This is a genomic window from Kineococcus glutinatus (genome assembly GCF_039542765.1).
GTDB lineage: Bacteria > Actinomycetota > Actinomycetes > Actinomycetales > Kineococcaceae > Kineococcus_A > Kineococcus_A glutinatus.
Map to the genome: position 1 here is coordinate 1 of NZ_BAABIL010000193.1, position 19889 is coordinate 19889.

14 protein-coding genes and 3 pseudogenes are annotated in these 19889 nt (G+C 73.0%); 4 read left to right on the forward strand and 13 right to left on the reverse strand.

All coding sequences use genetic code 11. The annotated features are described in order from the left end of the window. Positions 1 to 729, forward strand: a pseudogene (locus tag ABEB16_RS08260) (hypothetical protein); the annotation flags it as partial. Positions 730 to 861: 132 nt separating this feature from the next. Next, positions 862 to 1700: pseudogene (locus tag ABEB16_RS08265) on the forward strand (IS5 family transposase). A 262-nt stretch (positions 1701 to 1962) separates the two neighbouring features. Here the strand turns inward: ABEB16_RS08265 and ABEB16_RS08275 are convergent. The 11 genes from ABEB16_RS08275 to ABEB16_RS08325 all read right to left on the reverse strand — a co-directional run bounded on the left by ABEB16_RS08275 (position 1963) and on the right by ABEB16_RS08325 (position 15736). Continuing rightward, entirely contained in the window at positions 1963 to 3291 is a 1329-nt protein-coding gene (locus tag ABEB16_RS08275; protein ID WP_345711783.1) for an FAD-binding oxidoreductase, read from the reverse strand. Next, positions 3281 to 4354, reverse strand: coding sequence for an alkene reductase (locus ABEB16_RS08280; RefSeq protein ID WP_345711784.1), 1074 nt, complete (start codon positions 4352 to 4354; stop codon positions 3281 to 3283). Before ABEB16_RS08280 ends, ABEB16_RS08275 begins: the two co-directional genes overlap by 11 nt. 62 nt (positions 4355 to 4416) lie before the next feature. After that, positions 4417 to 5358: an NADP-dependent oxidoreductase gene (locus ABEB16_RS08285; RefSeq protein ID WP_345711785.1), complete on the reverse strand. Its 942-nt coding sequence runs from the start codon at positions 5356 to 5358 to the stop codon at positions 4417 to 4419. A 67-nt stretch (positions 5359 to 5425) separates the two neighbouring features. Further along, positions 5426 to 5896 carry a hypothetical protein gene (locus ABEB16_RS08290; RefSeq protein WP_345711786.1) on the reverse strand — a complete coding sequence of 157 codons (471 nt, stop codon included), beginning with the start codon at positions 5894 to 5896 and terminating at the stop codon, positions 5426 to 5428. A 359-nt stretch (positions 5897 to 6255) separates the two neighbouring features. Further along, entirely contained in the window at positions 6256 to 8280 is a 2025-nt protein-coding gene (locus ABEB16_RS08295; protein WP_345711787.1) for an ATP-binding protein, read from the reverse strand. A gap of 341 nt (positions 8281 to 8621) precedes the next feature. Further along, positions 8622 to 10715, reverse strand: a complete 2094-nt coding sequence (locus ABEB16_RS08300; protein WP_345711788.1) for a hypothetical protein — start codon at positions 10713 to 10715, stop codon at positions 8622 to 8624. 27 nt (positions 10716 to 10742) lie between these two features. Next, positions 10743 to 11594, reverse strand: coding sequence for a carbohydrate ABC transporter permease (locus ABEB16_RS08305; protein WP_345711789.1), 852 nt, complete (start codon positions 11592 to 11594; stop codon positions 10743 to 10745). Then, on the reverse strand, positions 11591 to 12460 hold the full coding sequence (locus ABEB16_RS08310; RefSeq protein ID WP_345711790.1) for a carbohydrate ABC transporter permease: 870 nt from the start codon (positions 12458 to 12460) through the stop codon (positions 11591 to 11593). Before ABEB16_RS08310 ends, ABEB16_RS08305 begins: the two co-directional genes overlap by 4 nt. A 188-nt stretch (positions 12461 to 12648) precedes the next feature. Beyond that, on the reverse strand, positions 12649 to 13911 hold the full coding sequence (locus ABEB16_RS08315) for an ABC transporter substrate-binding protein (protein ID WP_345711791.1): 1263 nt from the start codon (positions 13909 to 13911) through the stop codon (positions 12649 to 12651). A 135-nt stretch (positions 13912 to 14046) separates the two neighbouring features. Next, positions 14047 to 15039, reverse strand: coding sequence for a LacI family DNA-binding transcriptional regulator (locus ABEB16_RS08320; protein ID WP_345711792.1), 993 nt, complete (start codon positions 15037 to 15039; stop codon positions 14047 to 14049). Between the two features lie 409 nt (positions 15040 to 15448). Continuing rightward, positions 15449 to 15736, reverse strand: coding sequence for a hypothetical protein (locus ABEB16_RS08325; protein WP_345711793.1), 288 nt, complete (start codon positions 15734 to 15736; stop codon positions 15449 to 15451). A gap of 193 nt (positions 15737 to 15929) precedes the next feature. Between ABEB16_RS08325 and ABEB16_RS08330 the strand changes: the two genes are divergently transcribed. Continuing rightward, positions 15930 to 17117, forward strand: coding sequence for an aromatic acid exporter family protein (locus ABEB16_RS08330; protein ID WP_345711794.1), 1188 nt, complete (start codon positions 15930 to 15932; stop codon positions 17115 to 17117). Positions 17118 to 17162: 45 nt separating this feature from the next. Here the strand turns inward: ABEB16_RS08330 and ABEB16_RS08335 are convergent, their stop codons facing one another. Next, positions 17163 to 17828: a TetR/AcrR family transcriptional regulator gene (locus tag ABEB16_RS08335; protein ID WP_345711795.1), complete on the reverse strand. Its 666-nt coding sequence runs from the start codon at positions 17826 to 17828 to the stop codon at positions 17163 to 17165. A gap of 99 nt (positions 17829 to 17927) precedes the next feature. On the opposite strand from ABEB16_RS08335, the gene ABEB16_RS08340 reads away from it, so the two are divergent. Then, positions 17928 to 19505: an MFS transporter gene (locus tag ABEB16_RS08340; protein ID WP_345711796.1), complete on the forward strand. Its 1578-nt coding sequence runs from the start codon at positions 17928 to 17930 to the stop codon at positions 19503 to 19505. A 138-nt stretch (positions 19506 to 19643) separates the two neighbouring features. On the opposite strand, the pseudogene ABEB16_RS08345 reads toward ABEB16_RS08340, so the two are convergent. Then, positions 19644 to 19889: pseudogene (locus ABEB16_RS08345) on the reverse strand (methyl-accepting chemotaxis protein); the annotation flags it as partial.

Genomic DNA, 19889 nt, shown 5'->3' on the forward strand with positions numbered 1-19889 from the left:
GCGAGCACGTCGGTCGCCGCCGCCGCCGCCACCGCCGCCACCGCCGCCACCCGCGGCGTCGTCCGCTCCGGCTCGATCGCCGGTCTCGGCAAGAGCATCGGCATCGCCGCCAAGGCAGGAACCCTGCCCACCGCCCTCGGCAAGGGGTCATCACCGGCCGCGATGGCCGAGGCCGTCGTCGACGTCACCGGAGCCGGGATCGCCTTCGCCCGCGGTGACATCGGCTCCGGCGACCTCGCCGCCCGCTGCTGCGAGGCCGCCCTGCGCGCCACCCTGACCGGGGTCTGCGGCGCCCTCGCCCAGACGGTGATCCCCGTGCCGGTCGTCGGAGCCCTCGTCGGTGGCCTCGTTGCTCAGACCGCGGCCACCCTCATCACCCAGGGCCTGCGCACCGCCATCACCGTCGCCCGCGCCGACCACCTCGACAGCGAGCGCATCAGCATCCTGGAAGACGAGACCGCCACCGCCCTGGCCACTGCACTGCTGCTCGCCGATGCTGAACGCGCCCTCGGTGAGCAACGCAACGCCTACGTCACCACCACCGTCGGTCCGCTCCTGGACGACGCACTCATCGCGGTCACCAGCGCCGGCCCCGACGAGGCGCTCAAGCGGCTCACCGAGGTCGCCCGGTGCTTCTCCGGCCAGCCTCTGTTCGTCACGGTCGAAGAGTTCGACACCTGGATGGCCGACCCTCTGACGAGCCTGACGATGAACCCGAACTGGCGGTGACGTCTAGATGACGGAGCCGCCTGCTGGGCGGCTCAGAGCCGGGCCAGCAATTCGGCCTTCTTACAGCTTGTTTCACTATGACTTGCGGGGTCGGTGAGGTCGCCGCAGCTTGAAGACGTGGGCGAGGAGGCGGTGTCTGAGCGGGTCGCGGAGCTAGTGCCGGTGGAGCTGTGGGAGCGGGTGCAGCCGCTGCTGCCTGAGCGTCCGCCGCGCCGGTACCGCTACCCGGGACGTCTACCGCGCGATGACCGTGCGGCCCTGGCGGGGATCGTCCACGTCCTGATCACCGGCTGCACGTGGGCGCAGGTCCCGACCGAACAGTTCGGGTGCTCAGGGGTCACCTGCTGGCGGCGCCTACGGGACTGGACCGAGGCGGGCGTGTGGCCGAAGCTGCACCAGGTCCTGCCCGATGAGCTACGCGCGGCCGGCAAGCTGCAACTGGACGCGGCAGTGGTGGACGGCTCACACGTGCGGGCTCTCAAAGGGGGGGCACACACCGGCCCATCCCCGGTAGACCGCTCTCGTAAGGGATCCAAGCACCACCTGCTCACGGACGCGGGTGGTGTGCCGCTGGTGGTGTCGTTGACCGGCGGCAACCGCCACGACGTGACCCAACCGCTTCCCCTCATCGACGCCTTCCCGGTCGTCCGCGGTATCCGCGGACGACCTCGACTGCGCCCCGACTGCCTCTACGCCGACCGCGGCTACGACTTCGACGTCTACCGCCGCGCCCTCCGAACCCGAGGCATGGTTCCCCGCATCGCCCGACGCGGCATCGCCCACGGCTCCGGCCTCGGGGCCCGCCGCTGGGTAGTTGAGCGGACCTTCGCTGGGGTACCGCCCGCTCGCGGGGGAGGCTGCACCAGTTCAAGCGTCTGCGCATCCGCTACGAGGTCCGCGCCGACCTGCACCTCGGGCTCCTGCAGTTGGCCTGCGCGCTCATCTGCTACCGCAAGCTCCCACCGTCATAGTGAAACGAGCTGTTAATCCGCGGGTTGTGGGTTCGAGTCCCACGGGGCCTACCGCTCTGACCTGCAGGTTCGTCCCGTGGTGGGCTCCTCTCCACCGCCGTGAGGTCCACCCGCTCCAAGAGCGACCGGTGGGAGGGAGTTGCTCCGGTCGTCGTGTCGTGGGTCGGCCTGGCCAGCGGTAGCGGTTGCGTGCTTCGTCGATCCGTCGGCGCGGGACGGTGAGTGCGGTGGCGAGGTCGGTGGCGGGCGCCCACCCGGCGGGTCAGCCGAGCAGCCGGGTGCGCCGGATCCGGGCGTCCGGGTCGACCGCGTCGGCGATGGCTGCGGCGCGCGCCCGCACGTCGGGGGGAAGCGCATCGGGCACGCGGGCTGCACCCTCGACCCAACTGCCCGGGGTCGTGCCTGCGTCGGCCGTCGTCCACACCGAGCGGGCGCGGGCGAACGCAGCCTGGCTGCGCTGCCGCGGGATCACGTTGAGCGGTGCGACCGCGTGGTAGATGAACTCTCCCGGCGGGGTCACGACGGCTCCGGTGCGCCGTGCTGGCGCGCCGGCCACGTGCCGGATCTCCATCATGACCATCCCGGCGTCGTCGTCGGCGGCTGTCGCGAGCAGCGCCTCGGCGATTCCGGGTGTCGAGGCGTCGAGCCAGCGCGCGTCGCCGATGGCAGGGGTGGCCGTCGGTGGGTCGAAGTGGATGCGCGCGAGGCCGGCGGCGTCGGTCGGGCCCCACGTGTCGACGACCGGTGCGGTCACCGCGCGCAGGGCGTGGAGCAGCGGTGCTGCGGCGGCGGGCCCGTCGGGGTCGGCGATGGCGAGGTGGATCGCGACGCTGCCGTGCAGCTCCTGCGGGAAGGCGGGCAGCGGCGGGACGTGCAGGACCCCGATGCTGGAGGAGACGCTGGAGCCCACGGCGCCGAGAGTGCTCGACCAGGCGCCGACGAGGTCCGGCAGCGCGTCTGCGTGCCACAGCAGCGCCCCGGCGTGCAGGTCGGGAGCGGGGACGAGGTCGAGCTCCAGGGTGTGTGCGATGCCGACGCCGCCGGCGCCGCGGAAGGCCCACAGGGCCTCCCCGTCGACATCGTCGGCGGCGTCGTCGGCGGCGGTGCGGCGCCGGCCGGCGCCGTCCACGTAGTGCACGGCCCGCAGAGCACCGCTGGCCAGCCCGTCCTGCCGGACCAGCCAGCCGATGCCGCCGCCGAACGTGTAGCCGGAGACCGAGACGCTGGGTGCCGAGCCGGCGAGCCCGAGCAGGCCGTGCCGTTCGGCGGCGGCGTTGACCGCCGCCCAGGTCGCGCCGGCGCCCACCACGGCAGTGCGCCGTCTTGGGTCGATCGACACCCCGGCGAGCTGCGAGGTGTCGAGCAGCACGGCGCCGCCGTTCACGGGCGCGCCGGCGCCGTGGCCCGTCGCCTGCGGCACGACCTCCAGGGGCGCGCCGCGCGAACGGGAGAGCGCGACCACCTCGGCGAGGGCGGGCGCGAGGTCCTCGGGCCGGCTGATCAGCGCCACCCTCGCGGGCCGCTGCTCCACGGAGGAGTTGTGCGGCCGCGTCGCGGCGGCGTAGCCCGCTGAGGTGGCGTCAACCAGCACGGGTGGCGACCTCGTCGAGCGTGGGGTAGTCGGTGTAGCCGCGGGAACCCCCGCTGTAGAACGTGGCCCGGTCCGGCGCGTTCAGCGGCGCTCCGGCCTGCAGGCGCGCCGGCAGGTCCGGGTTGGCCAGGGCCATCGCGCCGACGGTGATCACGTCTGCGCGACCCGAGTCGAGGTCCGCCACGCGGGTGTCGAGGTCGGCGCCCGGGCGGTTGACCAGCAGGGCCGAGGGCCAGGCCCGGCGCAGCTGGTCCAGCAGTTCGTCGTCGTCGAAGTGCAGCAGGTGCAGGTAGGCCAGGTCCAGCGGCGCCAGAACCTCCACGAGTGCGAGGTAGAGCGCGTGCGGGTCGTCCTCGACGATGTCGGTGAACGGGTTGCCGGGCGAGATGCGCAGGCCGGTGCGGTCCGCGCCGATCTCCGCCGCCACCGCCGTGACGACCTCGACGGCGAAGCGGATGCGGTTCTCGACCGAGCCGCCGTAGTCGTCGGTGCGCAGGTTGGCGTTGTCCGAGAGGAACTGGTGCACGAGGTAGCCGTTGGCGCCGTGGACCTCCACGCCGTCGAAACCGGCGGCGATCGCCGAGGACGCCGCGTGCCGAAACTCCTCGACCACGCCCGGTATCTCCTCGGCGCCGAGGGCGCGGGGCGTCGGGAACTCCTGCGGACCCGACGCCGTGAACATGGTGCCCGCCGCCGGGACGGGTGAGGGGGCGACCGGCTGGCGGTGGTGCGGGGTGTTGTCGGGATGGGCGACCCGCCCGGCGTGCATCAGCTGCGCCACGATCCGCCCGCCGGCCTCGTGCACCGCGTCGGTGACCTCGCGCCACCCGGCGACGTGGGCGTCGGTGTAGATGCCGGGGGTCAGCAGGTAGCCCTGGCCGTCGTCGGAGGGCTGGATGCCCTCGGTGATGATGAGGGCCATCGACGCGCGCTGCCGGTAGTACTCGCGGTTGAGGTCGCTGGGGACGCCGTCCGGCCGGGACCGGTCGCGCGTCATGGGGGCCATGGCGAGGCGGTGCGGGAGCTGCAGGGCGCCCACGGAGACGGGGGTCCAGAGTGTCATGGCAGTGCTCGATCCTTCTGTCGTCGTACGCGGTGGGAAGCGGAGCGCGGCGCGAGCCGTGGTCAGGCGCTGGGAACGATGACGACCTTGCCGGGCAGCTCTCCCGCGGCGGCCTGGGCGTGCACGGTGGCGAGCTCGGCCAGCGGCACGCGCTGCGCGACGTCGACCTGGAGCTCGCCGCGATCGACGAGCGCGACCAGCTCCGCCAGCTGGCCGGCGTCGCTGTCGACGAAGAGGTCGATGCCGCGCACGCCGCGGGCCGGGTCGGAGGGGGCGGGCATCCAGACCGTCGTGTTGACCAGGGCGCCGCCGTCGCGGATGAGCGTCGTCAGGGCGGCCAGCTGCTCCGGAGCGACCGGCGCGAGGTTGAGCACGAGGTCGACGGGCTCGGCGACGGCCGCGGCGACGTCTGCGGAGGTGTGGTCGACGACCTCGTCGGCCCCGTGGGCGCGGACGCGCTCCGCGCTGCGGGGGCTCGCGGTGGCCACGACGTGGGCGCCGGCGCCCTTGGCCAGCTGGACCGCGTAGCCGCCGACGGCCCCGCCCGCTCCGTTGACCAGCACGCGCTGCCCGGCGGCGAGCTTGCCGTGGTCGAAGATCGCCTGCCACGCGGTCAGGCCGACGATCGGTAGCGCCGCAGCGTCGGGCAGCGGGACGATCGCGGGCGCCGGCGTGAGGACGTCGGCCGGGGCGATCGCGTACTCCGCGGCTGCTCCGGGCGCGGTCATCGGCAGGAAGCCGATGACGGCCTCGCCGACCGCAAGGCCCTCGACGCCCTCCCCCAACGCGTCGACCGTGCCCGAGACGTCGATGCCGGGGGTGTGCGGAAGCCCCACCGGGATCGGCCCCTGCATGTTGCCGGCGCGGATGTTCGCGTCGACGCCGTTGAACGACGTCCCGGCGACGCGGACGCGGACCTGCCCGGCGCCGGGCGCCGGCTGCTCGACGTCCTCGTAGCGGAGGACCTCGGGGCCGCCGAACTCGTGGAAGCGGACTGCCTTCATGGGAACTCCCGGTGTTCGATGGGTCAGCGCCCCGGGACCGGGGCACTGCGGAGGAGTGGTGCGTGGTTCAGGTGCGCGGTCGTCGCGGTCGTTCGCCGGCGACGGCGCGAGCCAGCTCGTCGGCCGCGTGGGCGATCTGGGCGAGCAGCTCCAGCGAGCCCCCCGGTCCTCGCCGGTCGTCGCGGTCCGCGACGACCGTGGTGCGCACGGGTCGAGCGCCGAGGTCGAGCAGCCGTGCCCGCAGGAACTGCACGACGTCCAGCGCCGACGGCGGCGCCGGCGGGCTGACGAGGGCCAGCACGACCGGCAGGCCCGGCAGGGCCGCCAGCGCGTCGAGGAACTCCTCGACGACGGCGGTGGCACCGGAAGCCGCCGCCACGACGAGGGCATCCGCCGTCCGCGCCTCCGCCAGCGCCTCCCGGAGCTCGAGGGTGGCGGGCTCCCGCACCCGCAGCTGAGCGAGGTCGGCCGACAGCCGGTGCAGCGCCAGCACCTGGACCTCGGGTGGTTCTCCGGACAGCGCGAGCGAGGCGTGCACCCGGTGGAGGACCAGGTCGGCCAGCCGGCGCGTCCGGCCCGTCCCGTCCTCGTCCGCGCTGACGGCGACCAGTGACCGGGGCCGTCGCGCTCCACCCCGTGCGCCGTCCGCCCGAGCGGTCCGCGGCCGATGCCTCGGGCCGGGGATCGTGGGACGGCGAGGGTCACGGGGGATCATCTCGGTGTCCTCTCGAGCGGCGGCGCGGCGGCGGTTGCCTGCGTCAGCGAGCCTCCGGCGGTGCGCTGCTCGATCTCCACGTCCGGCGGTGCTCACCAGCGCTCACCGGTGCCCGTCCGAACCCGAGGAGTTCCTGCGTCCCGAGGGCACCTGCGCCTCGCCCCGCGGACGTGCCCTGGGGGTCAGCCCGCGGAGGACTCCCGCGTCGGCGCCGCCCCTTCGCCCACCTGCTTCCACAGCTGCGCGACGAGCCGCTCCTTCGCCTGCACGAGGTGGCGCCGGTACGTGCCGTAGGGCACTCCCAGCCGGCGCGCGGCCGCCTTGTGCGTGCGCGACGCCGACAGGTACGTCGCGTCGAGCGCCTCGTGCGCCCGCACCCCGGCGGGATCGACCTGCAGCGCGTCCAGAGCCGCGACGAAGGCCCGCCGCAGGTCGCTCACGGGGTCCGCGGACCCGGACGGCACGAGCCGGGAGCGCAGCAGCACGCTGGTGGCGAACTCCCGCGGCACCCGCCACGTCCGCAGCGCCTCGAGGACGCCCTCGTCGAAGACCTCCCGCGGGAGGTCTTCGACGTGCGGCGGGACCGGCTCTCTCGGCGCCGGGACCGGCGCGTGCACCCGACCCTGCACCCAGCCGCCCCCGGGCTGGACGTAGACGTGCTGCACCGACTCCCCGACCGGTACCTGCGCGACCAGCTGCAGCCCCCAGTCGGTGAGGAAGCCGCCCCACCGCTCGGCGTCCGTCACCACGCTGTAGGTGGCCGCCCGCCCGGTCGCCCTGACCGCGTGGGCGAAGGCGCGCCGGGTGACCAGGGTCATCACCGGCGACGGCCCCTCGCGCCAGCCGGGCTGCGTGCAGTAGCGGAAGACGGCCACGTGCTCGCCCGGGGCCAGGGGGCCGCCGGCGTCCACGTGCTCCCAGATCGCGTCGAGCGCCGGATCGGCAGCGCGGTCCTCCGCCAGCGGCCCCTCCAGCTGGAAGATGGCCATGAAGGCCACGGGGGCCGACGTGCCGAGGTGGCGGTACACGCGGAACGCCTCCGGCTGGCGGCGCAGCCAGTGGGCGGCCACCTCGGCGGAGGTGGCGCCCTGCGCCTCCGCCTCCATCCGCAGCACGTCGGGGACGTCCTGCGGGCTCAGGGGCGTGTCCTCGACGTGCGGATGGGCCTGCCCGTCGAACACGTCGCCCATGCCGCGCTGGTCGCGGTGGAGGAAGAGCCAGTCCACCACGGCGGACTGCGCGTCGTCCTCGCCGGCGGTGCGCACGGCCTGGAGGGCCGCGCGGGACACCTCGGCGTGGACGTCCGCGAAGCGCTCGGGATCCCGCCACCGGAGGTCGGCCGCCAGCGTCGCCCGCACCGCGTCGTGCGGATGCAGGCCCTCGGGGGTGACCTCGATGTAGGGCAGCTGGCGCAGCCAGGGGAAGGCGCTCGCGGTGACCTCCTCCCCCAGGACCGTGCGCAGCAGCGGCTCGCGGGTGACCCTGGCCTGCGCGACGACCTCGAGGGCGCGGCGGTGCGCCCCGCTCGGCACCTCACCCACCAGCCGGTCGACCAGGGTGGTGAGCACGTCCGCGGTCGGCGACCACGTCCCGACGTCGTCGCTCCCGCCGGCGACGACGGTCGCAGCGAGCGAGAGGGCGAGCGGGCTGCCGCCGGCGAAACCGACCAGGGCGTCGCGCTGCGCGTCCGCGACACCACGCGCCGCAAGCAGGGCGTGGGAGTCGGCGACGCCGAGCGGGCGCACGGCCAGCTCGGCGAAGAGCGGGGCCCAGCCGGCGTCCAGGAACCACTCCGGGTCCGGCGCGATGCGGCTGGCGAGGACGACGACCGCGTCGTCGGCCAGCCGGGGCAGGAAGGCGTCGCGCAGCCACTGCTCCAGCGGCTGGCTCTGCTCGAAGGAGTCGACGAGCAGCACGGCGCCGGGCTCGTGGCACGCCGGGACCGCGGCGCGCTCGAAGCGGCGGGGCTGCGCGTCGAGGTGGCGCCCGTCGAGGCGCACGGCGCGACGGCCGGCGAGCTCCGCCCGGTGGGCGGCGTGGCGCAGCAGCGAGGACTTGCCGATGCCGCCGGGGCCGTGCACGTAGGCCACCACGGGCGCGTCCGCGGCGCCCGAGAGCATCGCCTCGAGCACCGATCGCTCGGCGGCGCGGCCCACCAGCGCCTCGGCGCGGGCTGCCGCCAGCCTGCTGGCCAGCTGTGGGGTCATGGCGTCATCGTGCCGTGGGCGCGGCCTCGAGGGGAGCCTGGAGCGTGCCGGGACGTCACCGCTGTCCCGCCGGCGGTGCTCGGGTGGAGCTGGGGAACCCTCCCCCGTCGGCGGGGGCTGCCCCCGCTCTGGTCGACTCGGGGCCTGTGAGGATCATGGTCCTCACTGGACACGGCTGGTGATCGTCACCCGGGTCGAGCGCACCTACCACCGTCGACGCCGTCGACGAGTCCTCGGTCGGCTCACACCCATCGAGTACGAGGCACTGCTTCGGGCCGCTCACGCGGCCCGACCGCCCCTGCCGACAGGAGTCGACCGGAGCTGGGGCAGACCTGAACGAGTCAGGCGAGAGTGACCGCGCCGTCCGCTTCGAGCTGCATCCAGAGCGCGAGGTGGAAGTCCTGGTCGTTCGCCAGCGGGTCCGCCGAGTGTGCGGGTCGTCCGTCGACCGAGGTGGGGATGACGAAGGCGCACGTCGCGGATCCGTCCGCGAAGTAGTTCGCCATGTTGGCGCGCAGGATCGTCGTTGCGAGTGCGTCGGTCTCCGACGACCTGAGCTCAGCGGGAAGCCGTCGAAGCACGGTCGCGGTGAGCGCGCTCCAGTAGTGCGGGAAGACGTCGCCCCACTGCCGTCGCTGGCCGAACCAGTAGCCGTCCCAGTGTCGGATCGCCACACCGTTGAGCCGTGCGTGCGGCTGGGGCGCGCCGAAGGCGAGCAGCCAGGGGAGCCGTGCGCTGATCGCGTCGAGCAGGAAGGGGTCGCCGGACAGCCGGTGGGCGTCGATGAGCAGGTTCAGGAGGGGGGCCACGATCGCCTGCTCGTAGGCGACCTCGTGTCCGGGCAGACGTTCACCGAGCTCGGCGAAGTACCGGGCACCGGCGATCACGGCGTCGCGCAGGGACGTGGCCCGCGCCGGCTGGCCGTCCGCCTCCAGCGCGTCGGCGACCGCGACCGCCACCTCGGAGAACCCGATCGTCAGGAACCGGCCGATGCCGAGCTCGAGAGCGCGCTCGAGCAGGCGGGCGGCCAGATCGAGGTCCTCGGCGCGATGGCGGTAGGCGTGCCGCAGGAGGAAGAAGCGGGCGAGCCACGGGGAGTCGTACAGGCGGATGCCGGTGTGATGGTCCTGGGACCCGCGTCGCGGTGCGCCGGTGGCGTCGATGAGGCAAGCCCGGGCGAACGCTGCCCACCCGTCGAGCGCCTCGTCGACGGACGCGTCGACCCAGCCGCGGCTGAGTCCGTGCTGGAGCATGAGCGCGACGCCGATCCGCTCCGACCCGTCGGTCCAGTCGGACCAGCCGTTGGTGGCCTGCGTGAGTCGAGTCGTGGTGTCGACCGGCACGATCGCGTTGCCGAGGAGGCCGGGTCGCTCGGTGCTGCGCTGGTAGGCGAGCACGTAGGCGCTGCGCTTGCGGACGGCGTCGGCGACGGTGTCGTGGAACAGGACCTCGGTGCGTGCGTCGTGCCCGATCTGCACCCAGTACGTCCCCGCCTCGCTCCCGGTGAGCTCGACACCGTCGGCGGTGGCGGTGACGGTCACCCCCTCGGCGGCCGTGACCTCGTGCGACGTGCGGACGACGATCGTGTCGCCGACGGTCGCGCTGAGGGCGGAGAACTGCGCGGGTGCACGGGTTGCGCCGAGGAACGCCGGCATGTCGTCGTACCAGGCGAGGTCCCAGGACACGACGTACTCGTCGCCGGGTGCGAGGACGATCACCGGTTGCCCGCCGAACGCGTCGGCGTTGCGCGCGTGGTCGGTCACGTTCAGCACGACGTGGCCGCGCGCGTTCGAGAGGGTGTTGGCGTTGCGGGTCTCGACGGAGTAACCCCAGAGATGGCCGTCGGTGAGGGTGAGCCCGAGGATGCGTCCGCTCCCGTCCATCGGCTGCGCCGCCACCCACGCCCACGCGCCGCCCGTGAAGACGTGGGCGTGCACGCGGCGCGTCAGCGCGTCGTGGGCACCGGGGTACAGGTCGGCGAACGGCACCTGGATCCCCAGGCTGGTGATGCGCTGCGTCCGGTCGCTGACGTTGCGGAACCGGTAGGTCTCGCGCAGGTGCTCGCCGCCGCGTCGCTGCACGGTGACGGCGAGCTGTCCGGCGACGGTGTGGTGGCTGGTCACGGCGTCGTCGTGCAGCTCCAGCACGTCAGGTGCGTTCCAGCGCCCGGTGAACGTGTCGCTGATCACGTAGCCGGTGCCCCAGGTGTGCTCCACGGAGTGCCACGGGATCTCCGCGTCGAGCAGGTAGGTGCGCTCGGGAGCGGCCTCGTCGGTGAACTGCAGCGGGGAGCCCGTCGACCTGTCGATCGTGGCCCACCCCGTGCCGAACGTGAGCGAGGTGGTGTCGGGCTGCTCCGTGCAGATGGGGAGGTCGGACGGGATCGTCGTCTCGATGTGGCCGTTGACGGGCACGGACGGGTCGGTGACGGTCATGAGGTGTGTGCTCCGAACTGGTCTGGGTCAGCCCTTGATCGACCCGGCGACGCCGCCGATGACCTGGCGCTGGAGGATGAGGTAGAAGACGACGAGCGGGAGTACACCGAGGACCATCATCGGGAACAGGGAGGTCCAGTCGATCGAGAACTGGCCGATGTTCCGGTACACCTCCTGCAGGATGACCTGCTTGTCGCGCGACTGCAGGAAGTACAGCGGGCCCATGAAGTCGTTCCACGCGTTGAGGGTGTTGAGGATCGCCACCGTCACCGCAGCGGGCCGCAGCAGCGGGAAGACGATGGTGAGGAACGTGCGGAAGGTCCCGGCCCCGTCCATCCCGGCCGCCTCCTCGAGCTCCTTCGGGATCGTCGAGGTGAAGGCGTAGAAGAGCAGCGTCGCGAATGGCAGGTTCACGGCGATGTTGATGAAGATGACGGCCAGCAGGCTGTTCATCAGGCCGAGCGCCTTGATGACGTCGTACAAGCCCAGGATCGACATCTGGTACGGGAACATCAGGCCGCTCAGCAGGACGAGCAGCGTGATCGAAGCGACCCGGCTCTTCGACCGGCGGCTCAGGGAGTACCCGGCCATGGAGCTGAAGGCCACCACGCCGACGACCGAACCCAGCGTGATCAGGAAGGTGTTGGTGAACGCGCGCGGGTACTCCATCTTCACGAAGGCGTCGATGTAGACGGAGAGGTCCCAGCTGGACGGCAGCGCCATCGGGCTCGCGGCAGCCTCGGCGGCCGTCTTGAACGTCGTGACGACCAGGTAGTAGATCGGGACGAGCATCAGCACGGCGAGCAGGATCATCGCGACGAGCGCAGCGACGGAGTAGCGGCGCGGGGTCCGCCGCGGCGCGGGCACGAGGGTCGTCATGAGTACTTCGCCTCCAGTCGGCGGAACAGCCGGAGGAGCAACCCACCGAGCAGGATGCTCACGAGCAGGAACAAGATGCCGAACGAGGCGGCCAGGCCGTAGTTGCCCTCGGAGAACTTCCGGTACATGAGGGTCAGCACGGTCTCGGTCGCGTACCCGGGGCCGCCGTTGGTCATCGAGATGACGATGTCGAAGACCTTCAACCCGGAGATGAGGCCCGTCACGATCGTGATCTGGAAGGCCGGGATCAGCCCGGGCAGGGTGACGGTCAGGAACGAGCGCCACCGGCCGGCGCCGTCGAGCGCAGCGGCCTCGTGGAGGTCGGTGTCGATGGTCTGCAGCGTCGCGAGGTAGATGACCATCTGGTAGCCGAACCACTGCCAGACCTGGGTGGCGATGATCGACCCGAGCGCGAGGTCGGGGTCACCGAGCCAGTTGACGTTGGAGAGCCCGACCGCGCGCAGCGCCGTGTTGAGGAGCCCGTAGTCGTTGGAGGAGAAGATGTAGCTCCACAGGTACCCGACGACGAGCGTGCTGAGGACCGCGGGACCGAAGAAGATCGTGCGGAACATCCCGCGGAACGGGATGCGCGAGTGCAGCAGCAGCGCCACGGGCAGCGCGATGAGGTTCTGCAGAACCACGACCGCGACCGCGTAGACCAGCGAGTGCTGGATGCCGGCGAGGATCTGCGGATTGCTCAAGGCCTCGACGAAGTTGTCGAGCCCGACGAAGCTGACCTCGCGACTGTGGTTGCTCTGGTCGGTGAGGCTGAGCATCGCGGTGCGGACGACCGGGATGATGAAGAAGATCGCGAACACGACCATCGCCGGCACGACCATCAGGACGTAGGGCAGGTCGGCGCGCATGCGATCGGCCGAGTAGCGCCGCTTGCGGGGAGGCGGGCCGACCGTCCGGCGTGCTGGGGAAGGAGCCGACGCAGCCGCCTCCAGCTCCAGTGGGTTCGGTGACGTCGTCGAAGCTCGCACCAGGGTGTCCCTCCACCTTGGGCCGGGGCGCGCGTCCCCTCACGGAGGGACGCGCACCCCGGCGGGTCTCAGTAACGGATCGAGTCGGCCTGGGCGTCGAGCTGCTTGACGAGGTCGTCGGTGCTCTCCTGGCCACCGACCACGCTCTGCAGACCCTTGGTGAGGGTGTCGAGCATGGTCTGCGCGGGCATGTTCACGCCCCAGCGGTCCCATCCGACCGAGACGTGCCCCTCCGAGAGCAGCGGGGTGATCAGCTCGTACTCGGCGGGGAACGTGCCCTCCACGCCTTCGAGGTAGCTGAAGGCCCCGGGGTTGGCGTCGACGGTCGCCTGCATCGCCTCGGGCGAGGCCAGCGCCCGCAGCGCCTTGAGCGCCTGCTCCGGCCGCTCGCTGTCGACGTTCACGCCCATGCTCGCGGCGGGACCACCCAGCAGCCACTGGTTGGCCGGGTCGTTGCCGACGTGCGAGAACATCCCGAAGTTGATGCCGGCGTCCTTGATGTCCTGGTAGTCCCACGGACCACTGATGTACATCGCGGCCTCCCCGTTGGAGAACTCGGCGACCGCCTGCGTCAGCGGGGTGCCGAGCATCTCGGGGGTCAGCACGCCGTGGTCGATGACCTTGCTCCACGTGCTGACCGCGTCGTTCCAGTTGCCGTCGAGCGTGGTCTCGCCGTACGCGAACTCGGTGTCCACCTCGGGGCTGCCCTCGCCGTTGTGGTAGTAGGCGTTCTCCAGGTAACCCATGAGCGAGTGGATGGCCTTGTCGCTGTCCGCCAGCCCGGCGGTCATCGGCTTGATGCCGGCAGCGGTCAGGGCGTCGGCCGTCTCGAGGAACTCGTCGAACGTGCTCGGCACCTCGGCACCGGCCTGCTCGAACAGGTCCTTGTTGTAGAAGATCCCGGAGAACCAGCCGTACGACGGGACGCCGTACACCTTGCCGTCGGCGTCGCTGGCCAGCGCGAGCCCTTCCTTGGTGAACCCGGCGATGACGTCGTCGCCGCTGATGTCGACGAGGTTGCCGGCGGCCACACGGGCGGGGAAGCTCGCGCCGTCCATGATGATGTCCGGGCCCTCGCCCGACGCCAGCTGCGTGCTCAGCCAGGTGTTGTACTGGTCGAGCGGGATCTGCGTGTACTCGAGGGTGATGTCATCCGCGGCGAGCGCATCGTTCGCGGCCTCGATCGTGGTCCCGATCACCTGGTCCTCGTACCACGAGGCGATCGTGACGGTGTTGCCTCCGTCCCCGGCGTCGCTGCTGGTGGCGGACGAGCACGCGGCGAGCGTGAGCGAAGCGGCGGTGAGCGAGGCGACGGCGAACGCCGCGCGCATCCCTGCTCGACGTCGAGTCATCGGACTTCCTTCCGTGCCGTCGTCACTGGCGGCTGCTGAGCGTTGCGTCGATGCGCATCAATTCGATGCGCATCGAACAGTAGCGACGCGGAACAGCGGTGGCAAGGGCCTACCTCAGGCGCGGATCGCGGTGGTCGCGCGCCGGGTGAGTCGAGGCGCCACGAGGCGGACCTCGTGTCGGGGCTCGGCGCCGTCGAGGCGCCCGAACAGCGTCTCCATCGCGAGCCGGGACACCTCCCGCGGCTCCGGCGAGACGTTGGTCACCGGGAAGCGGAACGCCGTCGCGGTGTCGTCGGTGCACACACCCACGATCGACGCGCCCTGACCGGGCGTGATGCCGTGGGACTGCAGGATCTGCATGGCGATGTCGATGGCCCGCGGCGTGCGCGCGACGATCCCCACCGACGTGGCGGCGAGCTCGCTCACGCGGGACCCGAAGTCCGTGAATCCGGCCCACCCCTCGGCATCCGGCTCGTAGACCTCGAAGGCAACACCCGCCTCGCGCGCGGCGTCCTCGACGCTCGCCGCGAACTGCGCGACGAAGCCGAAGTTCTCGGCCCACACGCTCGGCGTCTCCCCGATCAGGATGACCCGCTCGCTGCCGGTCTCGACGAGCTCCTGCACGGCGAGCCGGCCGGCGAGCTCGATGTCGTAGTCGACGCAGTCCAAGCCCTGCGGCTGGTCCGGGACGCCGATCAGCACCACGGGGACGGCCAGCTTGCGGGCTGCGGCGACGCGGTCGTCGTCCCGGCGGATATCCATGAGCACGATGGCGTCGACGATCGCCCGACCGGCGAGCCGCTCCAGTCCCGCAGGCCCCTCGTCCTCGGTGACCAGCACCACGTCGTAGTCCCGGTCGCGGCTGCTCGCGGAGATGGTCTCGATGAACGGCAGCAGCGCGGCAACGTCGGTGTTGCCCGGCAGGCGCGCGACCAACCCGATCACGTTCGTCCGCCGCCCGGCCAGGGCCCGGGCCCCCGCGTTGGGGTGGTACGACAGCTCGCGCATCGCCGCCTCGACGCGGGCCCGGGTCTGCGGGGAGATCGAGCGCGCCCCGCTCATCACGTACGAGACCGTGCTCTGCGAGACGCCGGCCAGCTTCGCCACGTCACTAGCCGTCACCATCTGGCACCCCCCGCGACGATTTCCCGACCTGCTGTCGATGCGCATCGTCGCACGAGACGTGTCTCGACGGGTGCCAGTGCGTCCCGGCCGCCGCCCGACCGCACGTTGCCGACCAGTGGGATCAGGTCGTCCGGGGTGACGTCAGCGAGGGCGCGAGGCCCGTGCAGGTGAGCAGCAGGGCGCCTCGACGAGGCCGTCCTCGCGGCTCAGGTCATGGCTGTCAGGGCGACGCCGACCCCTCACGCCGTCCGCGATCGTGCGGATCGTCGCGTCCGCATCGCGGGCGGGCGACGAGCCGGACCGCTCAGCGGACACCGATGGTGGCGTGGTACTTCTGGCCGTCGTCGAGCTGGACGCCGATCCGCCAGTAGTAGCCAGCACCGGTGATCTTTCAGTGGTACTGGTACAGAGCCGGGGTGTAGCGGAACGTCGATCCGCTGTCCTCGGTACTGGGTGCGATGTCGACCAGGCTGAGCGGCGCGCTCGTCGCCGAGACCTTGACGGGCGTGAGCCACTTCGGCGGGGCTCCGGCCTGCACCGTGGTGCCGTTGGCGTCGGACAGGACGAAGTGGACCGGGCCGGCCTCCGCTCCTGCCGGACGTGCCGGCGAGGCTCCCCCGTCCGCCCGCGACGGTGCCCGGTCGCTGCACGTCCGCAGGTCGCGCGATGTCGCTGCCACCGTGGACCCGGGGCCACTCCCCCGCCACCATGGTCGACGGCCGCTCCACACCGTCGTGGCGGCCGCCCCGGCGTCCGGGAGGTGCACGGTGACCCGTCCGCGTGACCTGTCCGCCCCCCGGTACCTCCGCGCGGTGGCGCGGTGGCGGCAGCCTCTCTCGCAGCTGAGCCCGGACCTGGCCACCACGGCGCGCATGACGGCCGCGGGGGTGCTGGCCTACCTGCTGACGCTGTGGCTCGCCGACGGCCCGGTGGACCTGACCGGTGCGCTCACCGCGCTCCTCGTCATCCAGGCCTCGGCCCACGCCAGCCTGCGGATGGGCGTCGTCCGCGTCGGCGCCGTCCTCACGGGCGTGCTGGTCGCCGTGGCGCTGTCCACCCAGGTCGGCCTGACGTGGTGGAGCCTGGGGCTGGCGATCGCCGTCTCCCTGCTGCTGGCCGCCCTCCTGCGCCTGGGCGAGCAGGCCCTGGAGACGCCGATCAGCGCGATGCTGGTCCTGGCGGTGGGGGGTCAGGAGATCGCGGCGGAGACCCGCATCGTGACCACCCTCATCGGCGCGGGCGTCGGCGTGGCGTTCAACGTCCTGCTGCCGCCGCCGGTGCCCACGCGGGCTGCTGCGGCCGGGGTGCGCCGGGTGGCGTCGGGGCAGGCGGACTGCCTCCTCGTCGCGAGCAGGTCGATGGGCGAGCGCCCGATCACCCGCGCCGAGGTCGCGGCGTGGCTGGCGCAGGCCCGCGACGTCGGGAGTTCCGCCGAGCAGGCGCACGCGGTGGTCAGCACCGTCGGGGACGTGCGCCGGTTCAACGCCCGGGCGATCGGCACCGTCGACGTCGAACCCGCCCTGCGGGCCGGGCTGGAGGCCCTGGAGCACTCCGCCCTGGCCATCCGGGCCCTCTTCGTCACCATGCACCAGGAGGCCCCTCGGGAATCGACCCCCGACGACGGCTACGGGGAGGAGGTCCGCCGGGCGTTCGCGGTCGTCCTGGAGGAGGTGGCCTCCTGCCTGCAGGCCTTCGGTGAGCTGGTGGAGGCGGAGGTGGCGGGAGCGGAGACCGCGGTGGAGCGCACCGTGGCGGAGAGCCTGGAGGTGGCGCGGGAGGCGCGCGCGATCCTGGTCGAGCTCCTCCTCGTCGACCCGCGCGCGGAGACCTCCCTGTGGCTGCTGCGCGGGAGCATCCTCACCGCGGTGGAGCAGGTCCTCACGCCGCTGGACCTGGAGAACCGTGCCCGGCAGCGCCGCGACCTGCGGCAGGGCCCGCGGGCCGGGGTCGTGGTCGTCACCCCCCTCGTGCGCAGGATGCTCCCCCTGCCCGGGGTCAGGCGCCTGCGCCTCCTCGTGCGGCGGGGCCGGCGCGCCTGGTCGCGGAGCGGACACGGCTGAGGTGCGGCCCCCGACGACCCGGGTCCGCACCGCTCCGACGGCGGGTCAGCGGCTCCCGGCGCGTCGGCGCAGGGTCAGGGCCTCGTGGAGCTCCTCGTCGGACAGCGGCGCGCCGGGCAGCCGGTGGTGGGTGGCGCGGGCGGGCCGCAGGCCGTCGAGGAGGACCCCCAGCGTGCGGCGCCAGTGCTCCGGGCTGGCGGTGCCGCCGATCTCGGCGGCGGCCTGCACGGCGTGCAGCAGGGTGGCGACGTCGGTGCCGGCGACGTCGGGGCGCAGCACGCCGGCGTCGCGGCAGCGGGCGGTGAGCCGCTCCACGCGCGGGCCGAGCTCGGCGCGGGCGAGGGTGACCCCGACCTGACCGTGCCGCGGGGAGAGGACGGCGTCGCGCAGGCCGCGGTCGGCGGCCATCCGCGCGCTGGCGGCTTCCAGGTAGCCGACGAGCCCCTCCCAGGGGTCGGCTGCGGCGCAGGCGGTCTCGGCGAGGTCGACGAGGGCGCGGATGCGGTCCTCGAAGAGCGCCTCGACGAGGGCGTCCTTGTCGCTGAAGCGCCGGTAGACGGTGCCCACCCCCAGACCGGCGTGGTGGGCGACGTCGTCGAGGGTGGCGGCCAGCCCGCGGGTGGCGAAGACCTCGACGGCGGCGGCGAGGATCCGCTGGCGGTTGCGCTCGGCGTCGCGTCGCAGCGGCCGCGGCACCTCGGAGGTGGTCACCGGGTCATCGTACCCACGAAGTGAAAGTCGCATCTCCGCTTCTGCTACTCTGGAGCAGAAGCGGAGAAGTCGTCTCCGCTGAGTGGAGGACACCCCAGGATGAGCACCACCGAGCAGGGCCGGCACCTCGCGCCCCGCGACGCGGCGATGCCGGGCAGCACCCGGCCGCCGCACCCCCGCACCAGCCCCGAGGGCCGACGCGCCGCCACCTCCAGCCCCACCTCCGGCCCCGGCCGGGCGCAGTGGGTCGTGCTGGCGGTGCTGTCGCTGGCCCAGCTGATGGTCGTCCTCGACGCCACCATCGTGAACATCGCGCTGCCCACCGCCCAGGGCGCGCTCGGCTTCTCCGACGAGAACCGCCAGTGGGTCGTCACCTCCTACGCCCTCGCCTTCGGCAGCCTGCTGCTGCTCGGCGGGCGCCTGTCCGACCTGCTCGGCCGCAAGCCCACGTTCCTCGTCGGCCTCGTCGGCTTCGGCCTCGCCTCCGCCCTCGGCGGCGCCGCCCAGAACTTCGAGGTCCTCATCGCGGCCCGGGCCCTGCAGGGCGTGTCCGGCGCGCTGCTCGCCCCCGCCGCGCTGTCCCTGCTCACCACGACCTTCACCGACCCCGCCGCGCGCACCAAGGCGTTCGGCATCTTCGGCGGCGTCTCCGGCGCCGGCGGCGGCATCGGCCTGCTGCTCGGCGGCCTGCTCACCGAGCACCTGTCGTGGCGCTGGTGCCTCTACATCAACGTCGTGCTCGCCGTCGTCGCCGTCGTCGCGGGCGCGCTGCTGCTGAAGCACGAACGCTCCCCCGAGCGTCCCGCCCTCGACTGGGCCGGGACCGCCCTGGCCGTCCTCGGCCTGGTCGGCGTCGTCTACGGCCTGGCCAACGCCGAGTCCCACGGCTGGTCGGCCACCGCCACGTGGGGTTTCCTGGCCGCCGGTCTCGTGCTGCTCGCGGTGTTCTGCTGGTGGCAGACCCGCGCCGCGCACCCGCTGCTGCCGCTGCGCGTCGTCCTCGACCGCGACCGCGGGGGCGCCCTCATCGGCATCGCCGTCGTGGGCGCCGGCATGTTCGGCATCTTCCTGTTCCTCACCTACTACATGACCTCGACCCTGGGGTACTCCCCGGTCCAGACCGGGCTCGGGTTCCTGCCGATGATCGCCGCGATCTCCGTGGCCGCCGGTGTCGTCGGCTCGGTGCTGATGCCCCGCGTCGGCCCCAAGCCCCTCACCCCGACCGGGCTGCTGCTGGCCGCGCTCGGCATGGTCTGGCTGACCCGCATCCAGGTCGACTCCGCCTACGTGAGCGCGATCCTGCCCGGCCTGCTCGTCACCGGCCTCGGGCTCGGGTTCGTCTTCGCCTCGGCCATGGCGACGGCGACCCTGGGCGTGCACGCCTCCGACGCCGGGGTCGGCTCGGCCATGGCGAACACCTCCCAGCAGATCGGCGGCTCCATCGGCACCGCCCTGCTGTCGGCCTTCGCCGGCAGCGCCGCCTCGGACTGGATCGCCGAGCACGCCGCCGGTGCCCCCACCGCGGCCGACGCCGCGCACGCCGCCGTCGCCGGCTACCACACGGCGTTCTGGTGGTCGGCCGGCATCTTCGCCGCCGGTGCCGTCGTGACGTTGCTGCTGCTGCGCCCCGGCGCCCCGGTCGTCGACCCCGACGCAGCGCCCGTCATCGCGCACTGACCCGCACGACCGCACGCGGGTCACCGCCCGCTCCCGGCGGCGCCGCCGGGAGCGGGGACGGTGGTCGGATGCGTCACCGGGGTGTCACCACCGTCCGCGCTCAGCACGGCCAGCGGACACCCGCCCACGGGCGCCGCATCACATCGTGAAGGTGCTGACCGCCTCGCGCAGCTGGGCGGCGGCGGCGGCGACGTCGTCGGCCGAACCCTTGGTGGCGACGGCGTCGGCGGAGGTGCGCGTCGCCGCGGCGGCGATGCCGGAGATGTTGCTGGCGATCTCCTGGGAACCGCTGGACACCTCCGTCACGTTGCGCACCATCTCCGTGGTGGTGGCCGACTGCTCCTCCACCGCCGCGGCGATCGTGGCCTGCAGGCCGTCGATGCG